Annotated in this window: 11 protein-coding genes and 1 pseudogene; 3 read left to right on the forward strand and 9 right to left on the reverse strand. The window is 45.0% G+C overall.

Features of this window, described 5'->3' with window-relative positions; translation table 11 throughout:
• Positions 1-42 precede the first annotated feature (42 nt).
• The 5 genes from nhaA to rppH all read right to left on the reverse strand — a co-directional run bounded on the left by nhaA (position 43) and on the right by rppH (position 6,418).
• Positions 43-1,266, reverse strand: a complete 1,224-nt coding sequence (nhaA, locus tag ACQY6Q_RS04160; protein ID WP_427978222.1) for a Na+/H+ antiporter NhaA — start codon at positions 1,264-1,266, stop codon at positions 43-45.
• A 604-nt stretch (positions 1,267-1,870) separates the two neighbouring features.
• The gene (locus tag ACQY6Q_RS04165) at positions 1,871-2,722 is read right to left on the reverse strand and encodes a thymidylate synthase (RefSeq protein ID WP_427978224.1); all 852 of its coding nucleotides are present in this window, start codon (positions 2,720-2,722) and stop codon (positions 1,871-1,873) included.
• Positions 2,719-3,525 (reverse strand): prolipoprotein diacylglyceryl transferase, encoded by an 807-nt coding sequence (gene lgt / locus ACQY6Q_RS04170; RefSeq protein WP_427978237.1) that lies wholly within the window; start codon positions 3,523-3,525, stop codon positions 2,719-2,721. Before lgt ends, ACQY6Q_RS04165 begins: the two co-directional genes overlap by 4 nt.
• A gap of 82 nt (positions 3,526-3,607) precedes the next feature.
• On the reverse strand, positions 3,608-5,875 hold the full coding sequence (ptsP, locus tag ACQY6Q_RS04175; protein WP_427978226.1) for a phosphoenolpyruvate--protein phosphotransferase: 2,268 nt from the start codon (positions 5,873-5,875) through the stop codon (positions 3,608-3,610).
• Positions 5,876-5,878: 3 nt separating this feature from the next.
• Positions 5,879-6,418 (reverse strand): RNA pyrophosphohydrolase, encoded by a 540-nt coding sequence (rppH, locus tag ACQY6Q_RS04180; RefSeq protein WP_427978228.1) that lies wholly within the window; start codon positions 6,416-6,418, stop codon positions 5,879-5,881.
• Positions 6,419-7,056: 638 nt separating this feature from the next.
• On the opposite strand from rppH, the gene mutH reads away from it, so the two are divergent.
• Together mutH and ACQY6Q_RS04190 are read left to right on the forward strand one after the other, a co-directional pair.
• Entirely contained in the window at positions 7,057-7,725 is a 669-nt protein-coding gene (gene mutH / locus ACQY6Q_RS04185; RefSeq protein ID WP_427978230.1) for a DNA mismatch repair endonuclease MutH, read from the forward strand.
• Positions 7,726-7,826: 101 nt separating this feature from the next.
• The gene (locus ACQY6Q_RS04190) at positions 7,827-8,150 is read left to right on the forward strand and encodes an isoamylase early set domain-containing protein (RefSeq protein ID WP_427978232.1); all 324 of its coding nucleotides are present in this window, start codon (positions 7,827-7,829) and stop codon (positions 8,148-8,150) included.
• 53 nt (positions 8,151-8,203) lie between these two features.
• Here ACQY6Q_RS04190 and rplS read toward each other — a convergent pair whose 3' ends face one another.
• Genes rplS through rpsP form a run of 4 tightly spaced genes read right to left on the reverse strand, consistent with a single transcriptional unit; the run spans position 8,204 to position 10,165 of the window.
• Positions 8,204-8,554: a 50S ribosomal protein L19 gene (gene rplS / locus ACQY6Q_RS04195; protein WP_055734404.1), complete on the reverse strand. Its 351-nt coding sequence runs from the start codon at positions 8,552-8,554 to the stop codon at positions 8,204-8,206.
• Between the two features lie 28 nt (positions 8,555-8,582).
• The gene (gene trmD, locus ACQY6Q_RS04200) at positions 8,583-9,356 is read right to left on the reverse strand and encodes a tRNA (guanosine(37)-N1)-methyltransferase TrmD (protein WP_373869464.1); all 774 of its coding nucleotides are present in this window, start codon (positions 9,354-9,356) and stop codon (positions 8,583-8,585) included.
• Positions 9,357-9,364: 8 nt separating this feature from the next.
• Positions 9,365-9,895 (reverse strand): ribosome maturation factor RimM, encoded by a 531-nt coding sequence (gene rimM / locus ACQY6Q_RS04205; RefSeq protein ID WP_427978235.1) that lies wholly within the window; start codon positions 9,893-9,895, stop codon positions 9,365-9,367.
• A gap of 24 nt (positions 9,896-9,919) precedes the next feature.
• Complete coding sequence (rpsP, locus tag ACQY6Q_RS04210; RefSeq protein WP_055734402.1) at positions 9,920-10,165, reverse strand: 30S ribosomal protein S16; 246 nt, start codon at positions 10,163-10,165, stop codon at positions 9,920-9,922.
• Positions 10,166-10,440: 275 nt separating this feature from the next.
• Here rpsP and ACQY6Q_RS04215 point away from each other — a divergent pair.
• Positions 10,441-10,541: pseudogene (locus tag ACQY6Q_RS04215) on the forward strand (pyrimidine 5'-nucleotidase); the annotation flags it as partial.

Consider the following 10,541-nt stretch of genomic DNA (forward strand, 5'->3'; position numbering starts at 1 on the left):
GAAAACGGGGTTTGTTTACTCTAAAAATGACGACCTTCAATGCTAGGAGGAAGGGTGTTGGGCTGTATCCGCTATCCCGCCATATTGTCGTTGTTGCTTGCTAGCCAGCCCGCGAGTTGACCAACGTAGTAAACCATAGCCTAGCAAGGCGGCACCGATTGAACCTGCCAATATAGCTAAACGCGACAAGGCTATCAAATCAGTTTGCCCGCTAAAGGCCAATGACGAGATAAATATCGACATAGTAAAACCAATACCACAAAGAATAGAGGTAGCAAACAACTGCATGTTATTGGATCCTTCTGGCAATTTAGCTAAACCAACCCGAATGGCAAAGCGGCTAGCTGTATAAATACCTAAAGGTTTACCCACCAACAAACCAAGCATTACCCCTAAGGCCAATGGGCTTTGGAAGCTTTCCAAGCTAATTCCCGCCAAAGGAACCCCTGCGTTGGCGAAAGCAAAAATAGGCACAATGATGAAGCTCGAAGCAGGATGCAGCGCATGTTCTAATTTCTTTAAAGGAGAGCCACCCAACTTAGCCTTAATCGGTACCATAAAGCCTACAATAACCCCGGCTAAAGTTGCGTGAACGCCCGATTTCAGTACAGCCACCCATAACACCGTACCCAGAATTAAATATGCCGTTAAACCACCATGACCACGGCGATTTAATAGGTACAAGCCTAGCGTGGCACAGGCTGCCCAAATGGCAGGAACAATCGCCAGCTCACTGGTATAGAACAGAGCAATAACGATAATCACGCCCAAGTCATCGGCAATGGCTAAAGCTAACAAGAAAACTTTTAAACTCGCAGGAACACGCTTACCGAGTAAGGCCATGACCCCCAGCGCAAAAGCAATATCAGTTGCAGCAGGAATCGCCCAGCCCTTGGCTAGTTCGGCATCGCCCATATTGAATAGCAAATAGACTAGCGCAGGAACCACCATACCACCAACGGCGGCCACAACAGGTAATAACGCCCGCTCCTTAGAAGATAAAGCGCCTTCAATTAACTCGCGTTTTACTTCTAAACCAATCACCAAGAAGAAAATCGCCATTAAGCCATCGTTAATCCATAACAATAGCGGCTTATTAATATCAAGCTCGGCGATGCGAACCTGCAAAGGAGTATCTAAAAATGCAAAGTAAGCTTGTGACAACCAAGCATTATTTGCCATAAACATAGCCACGGCAGCAGCTAGCATCAACAAAATGCCACCAGCAGCTTCCATCTTTAAAAAGCGTTCAATAAATGACTTCATAACAGCTCACAATGAAAAATGAAAAATCATTTTACTGAGCAAGGAGTTAAAACATATTCATTTCTAATTGCGCTTACCATCGGCATTTCCGATGATAATTAAGATAAGAAAAAGTTTAACCAGAGGTTAACAACAATTTTGTGATCTTACTCAAGCACATGCTACTGCCAATATTCCGATGAGATCCGCTAGTCACAAGCAATAAAGCACAATAACTAAACGAGCCCTCTCGATACTGACAAAACAGATAGTTACGATTTAACAACAATTCAGCCTCAACTAAACCGCCCAAATTCTCTGTTGGTATTGGCGATAAAATAGCCTTCTTTTGATAAAACTAGATATTCAGCGGCTAATTTTATTAAACATCGCCTATTTTTCAGCGCGTTTTAACGGTAAACAAAGCAGATTGCTAAGCCATTTTAAATACCACTAAGCCACTTAACACTAGAAACTGGCCTTTCTTCAAGTTGCTCGTTAAACCATGTGTTTATAGCCAAGCTGAGCTACAGGCAAAAAAATGCCCTTCATTGAATTAAAGGGTATTCTAAACACCGACAGCCTAGTAGTGGCTTAACAGGATAACCGCGCCAACAAGCAGCACTTATACCGAGAAGGGGTAGGCAATCGCGTCATGATGTTGATAACCACTGACTTCAAAATCATCTAAAGTCACCCAGGTTTCTAAATCTTCTAGGGTTTTAATGTCTGGGTTAATATGCAGCTGCGGCGAGGCATAGGGCTCACGCTTTAACTGCACGTCTTTCATCAATGGCAACTGGTCTTCATAAATGTGGGCGTTCACTATTTTATGATAAGCCTTACCCGGCTTGTGTCCGGTAATTTGCGCCATCAAAGCCAAGAAGGTAAACACTTGGATCTGATTGAAATTTTGCCCAAGGGGCACATCACAAGAGCGCTGTGATGAAGTCAGGTACAAAGTATCCCCCAATAGGGAAAAAGTATGGGTATGCATACAAGGACGCAAACAGCCTAGATGAAATTCACCGGGGTTGTAAAAAGATAAGATCTCGCCACGGTCGTCAATGCCCTGCGATAAGTCATCAACAATTTTACGTAGCTGGTCGATACTGCCGCCTTCGGGTTTGCGCCAAGAGCGCCCTTGCACGCCGTAAACCCGCCCCATATCATTTTCACCTTTGCGAGCAGGATTATTTAGCCAAGCTTGGTTTTCATTGGCATTAGCCAACCAAGTCGGCGTGCCTAGGGCTTTAAAGTCGGCCGCGTTATCTAAACCTCGAATGTAACCCAGTAATTCGGCAATAGCCGCTTTCCAATAGCTTTTGCGGGTAGTCACCAGAGGAAATTGATTATTGGCTACATCATATTCGAGATCGGCGTTAATCACCGTTAAGCAACGCTTGCCGGTACGTTCGTTTTCTACCCAAATGCCTTCATCAACGATCCGCTGACAAAGCTCTAAATACTGTTTCATGCGGTTCTCTCTTTAGCCTTGCGGCGATAAGCCCAGGCAATAAATATCCCACCAAAAATTATCATCGGTAATGACAATATCTGCCCCATGCTCATGCCAAAACTTAACAAACCTAAGTGACTGTCGGGCTCACGGAAGAATTCGATAATAAAGCGGAAGCAACCATAGCCAAGTAAGAAGGCGCCAGAAACAGCCCCCATAGGTGGTTTGCGTTTAGCGTAAGCCAATAATAGCAGTAACAGCAGCACTCCCTCTAAGGCAAATTCATACAGCTGTGAAGGGTGTCTGGCGATGGGCCCACCGCTTGGGAATACCATGCCCCAAGGCATATCGGTTGCCCTGCCCCATAACTCACCATTGATGAAGTTACCTAAGCGACCAGTAGCTAAACCAAAAGGAATTAAGGGAGCAATAAAGTCAGCAACGGTGAAGAAATGCCGCTTTGTCTTGCTAGCGAACCATAGCATGGCGGTAATCACCCCTAACAAACCGCCATGGAAGGACATCCCCCCAGTCCAAATCTTAAATAGGTAAGTCGGATCGTCTAACAAATGCGGGAATTGATAAAACAACACATAACCAATCCGCCCACCTAAAATAACCCCAATAAAGCAGTAAAATAGCAAGTCACTGACTTCGGCACGGGTCCAGCCACTTTTGGGTTTATCTGCAAGGCGACCACCTAGCCACAAGGCAAACAAGAAACCAAATAAATACATTAGACCATACCAACGTACGTCTAAGGGCCCAATGCTAATGGCAATCGGGTCTATCTCAGGAAATTGCAAAGGTGTAGACACAATAAAAAGCTCTATTTAAGGACTAAAAAGAATGGGCATTTTGCAGTGAAAGCGCTCATGACACAAGCGATTAGCAAAACGGGACTCAATGCTTACTCACACGAACTAGCTGCGATAAGTCGCGCTGCTCCAGATAACGCAATAGCAAACTATAAATGGCTGCTCCGCTTTGGCTTTGCAGAATTTGTTCACCCAACGCGCTCAACTCAGCCACATCAACATGGCGAATAATGTATTTAATTTTGGCCAAGTTGAAACTAGACATACTCAAACGCCGGTAACCTAGCGCTAGCACCAATAGCGCGCCCACTGGATCTCCCGCTAGCTCACCACAGAAACTCACCGGGATAGCATGTAAACTGGCTTGCTCAATAATTTGTTTGAGTGCTCGCACCACCGCAGGATGGAAGGTATTAAATAGGCCCGCCACTCGGGTATTATTGCGATCCACCGCCAACAAGTATTGAGTTAAATCGTTACTCCCCACCGACCAAAAGTCCACCCGTTGAGCTAACTCTGGCAACACAAATAACACCGAGGGCACTTCCAACATCACCCCGTGTTTCGGCCGTTCTGGTTCTTCATCTATCCCCAGTTCATCAAGCACTTCGACCCAAGCTTGCTCCAGCAGCCGAGAGGCTTCATCCACCTCATTTAAACAACTAATCATCGGCAGCATAATTGACAAATTGCCGCATTCGATAGCTGCACGATACATTGCGCGCGCTTGTACTAAGAATATCTCTGGATGATCGAGGGTTAAGCGAATGCCTCGCCAACCTAGAAAGGGGTTTTCCTCAACGATGGGGAAGTAAGGTAACTGTTTATCACCGCCCACATCCAAGGTGCGCATGCACACATTTTTACCGCGATAACTATTCAGAATGTCGCGATAACGCATGAACTGCTCGTCTTCTGAAGGGAAACGATCCTGCATCAGGAAAGGCACTTCGGTGCGGTACAAACCCACACCATCGGCGCCAGCGTTAATCGCTATATCGCTGTCGGCGCTTAATCCGGCGTTTATCAGCATCTCCACTTCTACGCCATCTAAGCTAATTGCGGGTTTGTCTAGATCCTGCTGAACTAAGGTATTTAGCTCGCTCTCCTGAGCCAACAATACCAGATATTCATCGCGAACTATTTTATCGGGGTCAACAAATAGCTCTGCTGAATAACCATCCAGAATCAATTCAGTGCCACGCAATTTGTTAATATCGAAACTTAAGCCCATTAACGCAGGAATACCCATTGCTCGGGCCAAAATAGCGGCGTGTGAATTGGCAGCGCCGCGCTGTGAGATCACACCAGCTAAAAACTGCCGCGGAATTTGTGCAAACATCGTCGCCGTGACTTCTTCAGCCACCACTATCACCGGCTCTGTGGGGAATAGTTCGGCACTGGGGCCAGATAACAGGGCATGTAATAGACGTAAGCCTACATCTTTAACATCCACCGCACGCTCTTTTAGATAAGGGTCGCTCATCTCCGAGAACTGTTTCACATAATGCTCAACCACCATCCGCAAGGCACCTTCAACCTGAAAGCCTTGCTTGATTTTGGCGCGAATATCCCCCGCCAAACTGGCGTCAGCTAGCATGTGCTGATACAAATCGAAGATAGACGCCACATCTTTAGGCAACTGTTCCGACAGCTTAATGGCTAAGCTATGAAACTCTTCACGAGCAAGCTCTAGGGCAACATTAAAACGCTCTAATTGGTGATCAACATTATCGGTTTCAACAATTTGCTGTTGCTCAAGCTCGCCGCTAGAACGGTTAATCCAAGCTTTAGCAATAGCAATACCACTGGAGCTAGAACCCGCCTTAATCGCTTTAAGCTGTTTACGTTGATGAGGTTGACTCAGCACCGTTTGAAAATCGGTATTGGCTAATACTCCAGCTAAGTGAGCCGCTAGAGTCACCAAAAATGACTCTTCACTTTGGTCGTAGCTACGCGCTTGTGATTGTTGTACTACCAATACCCCCAGCACCTTACGGTGGTGGGTGATCGGCGTACCAAGGAAAGAGAAAAAACCTTCTTCTGCGGTTTCTGGAAGATATTTAAAATGGGGATTGCTTCTCGCATCGGCCACGTTAATGGGTTCTTCACGAACCGCAACCTGACCTACCATACCCTCGCCTAAGTTCATGCAAGCTTTACCGACAGCGTCCTGGGCTAAGCCATCGGTAGCTCTAAGCACTAGCTGTTGCTGCTGAGGGTCTGTCACATATACTGAGCAACAGTCGGTTTGCATCGTTTGGCGAATTTTTTGCACCAATATCGCCAATGCGCCGTCAAGAGAATCCGCATTGCTTACCTGTTCAACAATGGCACGTAACTCTCCTAACACTGACTATGCTCCTTTACGCTTTTTAAAACGTCGTCGCTTGTCTTTTCCTTGGATTTTCTCGGAACGGTTAAACGGCATAGCCGTACTCACAAACTCTTTTAGCGCGCGACGATAAACTTCTCGCTTGAACGACACCACTTGGCGAACCGGGTACCAAAAACTCACCCAGCGCCAATCATCAAACTCGGGGTGACCACAGCGATCAAATTTAATATTAGATTCTTTGCCAACAAGACGCAGCAAAAACCACTTTTGTTTTTGTCCGATACAAACAGGCGGACTATCCCAACGAATGAGGCGTTTTGGTAACTTATAACGCAGCCAATGTCTGGTTGTTGCTAAAATTTTAACATCTTTCGGCAACAAGCCGACTTCTTCATGCAACTCACGATACATCGCTTGTTCGGCGGTTTCGCCCTCATCAACCCCCCCTTGGGGGAATTGCCATGAATGTTGACCACATCGACGGGCCCACAAAACTTGACCACGCTGATTACAAATAACGATGCCTACGTTGGGACGATAACCATCCCCATCAATCACTGAAACAACCTTCAGCTGAAAACTATAGATAAGTTGATTCTTTCACAGAAACCGAAACACAGCAAATACGACTATCACAAAGGAGTTAATTTGTAGAAATACTCGCTTGCTTAAAGTTATTCGATTTATCTGTGAGAAAAGCTGTGCATAACTTGGGTTAAACCAAATAGAGAATATACCCGTCATCAAAAACTTAAAATACTAAATCAAGAAACAAAACAAAAAAACATTAAAATCATAAAGTTACAAACAAGCACAACAACAAAACAGAGAAATACTAAAACTCCATGCTGTTTATAAGTTCAAGTGTTCAAAAAACACACAAGCTTTATAAATAGCGAGTTATCTTCACCATTACGTTTACAAAACATACAAACTGAGTTAAAACGAAGCATTCTGTGAATAAAAACAAAGTTAATAACAGTTAAAGATAGTTATCCATAAAATATGTGCATAACACTGTTTATAAGTGTACATAAACTCTGAATAAACTAAGGCAACAACAACTAAAACCTTAAACATAAGTATAAAATCTTTTTTAATCATACACTTAAGCGTAAGGATAAAACTAATAAGGCGCAGCTGTATTTATTGACCAGCTTCTATACAATGGTGTCTTTTTTAGGTCGATAGCCAGCATGCCAGCGAAACCAAAAAGCGAAGCCGAACTATTACAACGCGCTCAATCCTTGGCCGGTTTAACTCTAGGCGAGCTGGCGCAGCGCGAAGGTTTTAGCATCCCTAAAAACCTCAAACGAGAAAAAGGCTGGGGAGGCCAACTCATCGAATGGTGTTTGGGAGCCAGCGCTGGCAGTAAACCTATTCAAGACTTTCCCGAACTAGGTATAGAACTAAAAACCATTCCCATTGATAGCCAAGGCAAACCACTGGAAAGTACTTACGTATGCATCACCCCGCTGCGTCAGGTTACCGGACTCACTTGGCACAGTAGTAATGTGTATAACAAACTGTCCCGAGTACTGTGGATCCCTATTTTAGCCGAGCGGCAGATCCCGGTTGAGCAACGCATTGTGGCCAACCCTTTACTTTGGAGCCCCAGCGCCGAGCAAGAACAGTTGCTGCGCGAAGATTGGGAAGAACTGATGGAAATGATCGCCTTTGGCCAAATAGATCAGATCACGGCTCGCCACGGCCAAGTTCTGCAATTACGTCCGAAAGCCGCTAACAATCAGGCTCGAACCGATGCCATCGGCCCCGATGGTCAAATAATTCAAACCCTGCCACGCGGTTATTATCTTAAAACTCGCTTCACCGCCGAGCTATTACGTCTACACTTCCAACTATAAAAAAATCAATCAACTATTGACCAAGCTCTCACTTTTTTGAAAGAATCGACATTGGTCACATAGTATACGGATTTACTTTAGCTCTCGGAGGAGAACACGCCATGCCATTGAAGAAGCAATACTTAAAATCAAAACCAGAAGTCAAAGTCACATTTGAAGTTGAAAAAGAAGCCACTCAAGATGCCGAACAGATTTTTCTGCTAGCAGAGTTTAACCAGTGGCAGCCAATCGAAATGAGCAAACTAAAGAGCGGTAAGTTCAAGGCCGTGGTTAACGTTCCTACCGATCAACAAGAGGCCTACCAGTTCAAATACAAATTGTGTTTGGAAGGCGGTGAGGAAACTTACGACAACGACTGGGAAGCCGATGCTTATCAACCTAATGGTGTAGATGGCGACAATTCGGTATTACAAGTTGCCCAATAATCAGCCAAAAAAAAGCCCGCATTAGCGGGCTTTTTTGTCTCGAAGAAAAGGGCTTATTTAGCCAACTTTTCTTTAATACGTGCTTTCTTACCAGAAAGTTCACGTAGGTAGTAAAGCTTAGCACGACGAACGTCACCACGACGCTTAACAGTAATGCTTTCAATTAGCGGGCTATGAGTTTGGAATGCACGCTCTACGCCTTCACCGCTTGACATTTTACGTACAGTAAATGCAGAGTGTAAACCACGGTTACGCTTAGCAATTACCACACCTTCAAACGCCTGTAGACGCTCACGGTTACCTTCTTTTACTCTAACCTGTACTACTACTGTATCACCAGGTGCGAACGCAGGTACGTCCTGCTTCATTTGCTCTTCTTCGAGCTGTTTAATAATGTTGCTCATTACACTTTTCCTAGAATTAACTGAATCTTTATTTATTATCCAAGAGCGTTTGCTCTTGAATGAACTCAGCAAGAATTTTTTCTTGCTTGTCAGTCAGAGCTAGATTCTCCAATAACTCCGGTCGCCTCAAATAGGTTCGCCCAAGTGCTTGTTTATAGCGCCATTCTTCAATTTTTTTATGGTTACCACTGAGCAATACCTCGGGTACTGCCTTACCATCCAAAACTTCTGGACGAGTATAGTGTGGACAATCCAACAATCCATCAGAGAATGAATCCTGCTCGGCTGAAGCGCTATCCCCCAATACTCCCGGAATTAACCGCGAGACGGCGTCTATCATATTCATTGCCGGCAGCTCACCGCCACTTAGCACATAGTCACCAATCGACCATTCTTCATCAACTTCGGCTTGAATCAAGCGTTCGTCAATGCCTTCATAGCGACCAGCAACAATAATCAACTTTTGTTGTTGAGCTAACTCTATTACTCCATCTTGCTTCAAGGTACGCCCTTGTGGTGACATGTAAATCACCTTAACCCCATCACCAGCGGCCCGTTTAGCAGCATGAATTGCATCCCGTAAGGGCTGCACCATCATTAGCATGCCAGGGCCACCGCCGTAAGGTCGGTCGTCCACCGTACGATGTTTATCGTGTGTAAAATCGCGAGGATTCCAACACTCAATTTGAATCAGGCCACGTTTTACCGCTCGCCCGGTCACACCGTACTCGCTTATAGCAGAGAACATTTCAGGGAATAGACTGACTATTCCTACCCACAAACGTGGTGTCTGCTCAGCCATAAGGAAACCTAGAAACTAGGATCCCAATCAACAGTAATAGTTTGAGACTCGCGATCGACGTTATCAATTATCTGAGACTCTACGAACGGAATTAACCGTTCTTTTTTGCCAAAGGCATCTTTTAAATTGGCCTTCACAACCAAGACATCATTCGAGCCAGTTTCCATTAAATCGGTCACTTGCCCTAAGTTATAGCCGCTTCGGTTAACCACTTGCATGTCGATAAGATCACGCCAGTAGTACTCGTCTTCAGCCAATTCAGGAAGGTTTTCCGGCAAAGCCGCAATATCCATCCCAGTTAAACTCTGTGCTTGTTCTCTCACATCAAAGCCCGCAAGCTTAACGATGAAAGATTTACTGTGACGCCGCCATTCTGTCACTTCAATTGAAGTATATTCGCCAGAACGACCTATCAACCACGGTTGATAGTTAAATACAGCTTCTGCATCTTCGGTGAACGAGTTAACTTTAAGCCAACCTTTAATGCCGTAAACAGCACCTAAGCGACCTATAACGATGGGCTGTTGATTGTTGCTCATCTAAACTCCACCAAAAATATTCAATTAAGCTGCTTTTGAATCTTTGATTAGCTTAGCTACACGGTTAGAAACCGCTGCGCCTTGACCAACCCAGTGTTCAATGCGGTCATGCTCTAAGCGTACACGCTCTTCTTGACCTCGTGCGATCGGATTGAAAAAACCTAATTTTTCAATGAAGCGACCGTCACGTGAATTACGGCTATCAGTAACAACTACTTGATAGAATGGACGCTTTTTAGCGCCGCCACGTTGCAAACGAATGGTAACCATATCGTCCTCATACTAGTTAAAAAATTTAAGGTCCCAAAACTGGGAACCCGCTAATTGAAGCCGCGGAATTGTACTCCTTTTTTGCTCAAATGCAAGCCATAGCCACTATAGTGTGGCTCATCCATTCTCCCCCTGCCCTAGTCAGTGATAGATTCAGCGCAGCTTAAGCATAATAAGGGGCTTCAGCCTACCACCCAAGCCGTGAACAGCCTTTGACAATTCAGCACTGCTCGCCCACCATAAGCGCCCTTTTATTTGTCTTTAAAGGCTGCTGCATGAAATACCAATGGATATTATTTGACGCCGACGAAACCCTGTTTCACTTCGATGCTTTTGCTGGGCTACAGTTGATGTTCTCGCGCTTTAATCAACAGTT

This window comes from Agarivorans sp. (assembly GCF_050295395.1).
Taxonomy (GTDB): Bacteria; Pseudomonadota; Gammaproteobacteria; order Enterobacterales; family Celerinatantimonadaceae; genus Agarivorans.

Excerpts from the sequence above, each read along its gene's own strand:
- trmD (WP_373869464.1), bottom strand. The coding sequence starts at position 9,356 with ATGGCTGAGCAGACACCACGTTTGTGGGTAGGAATAGTCAGTCTATTC.
- rplS (WP_055734404.1), bottom strand. The coding sequence starts at position 8,554 with ATGAGCAACATTATTAAACAGCTCGAAGAAGAGCAAATGAAGCAGGAC.
- ACQY6Q_RS04190 (WP_427978232.1), top strand. The coding sequence starts at position 7,827 with ATGCCATTGAAGAAGCAATACTTAAAATCAAAACCAGAAGTCAAAGTC.
- nhaA (WP_427978222.1), bottom strand. The coding sequence starts at position 1,266 with ATGAAGTCATTTATTGAACGCTTTTTAAAGATGGAAGCTGCTGGTGGC.
- rpsP (WP_055734402.1), bottom strand. The coding sequence starts at position 10,165 with ATGGTTACCATTCGTTTGCAACGTGGCGGCGCTAAAAAGCGTCCATTC.
- rimM (WP_427978235.1), bottom strand. The coding sequence starts at position 9,895 with ATGAGCAACAATCAACAGCCCATCGTTATAGGTCGCTTAGGTGCTGTT.
- mutH (WP_427978230.1), top strand. The coding sequence starts at position 7,057 with ATGCCAGCGAAACCAAAAAGCGAAGCCGAACTATTACAACGCGCTCAA.
- ACQY6Q_RS04165 (WP_427978224.1), bottom strand. The coding sequence starts at position 2,722 with ATGAAACAGTATTTAGAGCTTTGTCAGCGGATCGTTGATGAAGGCATT.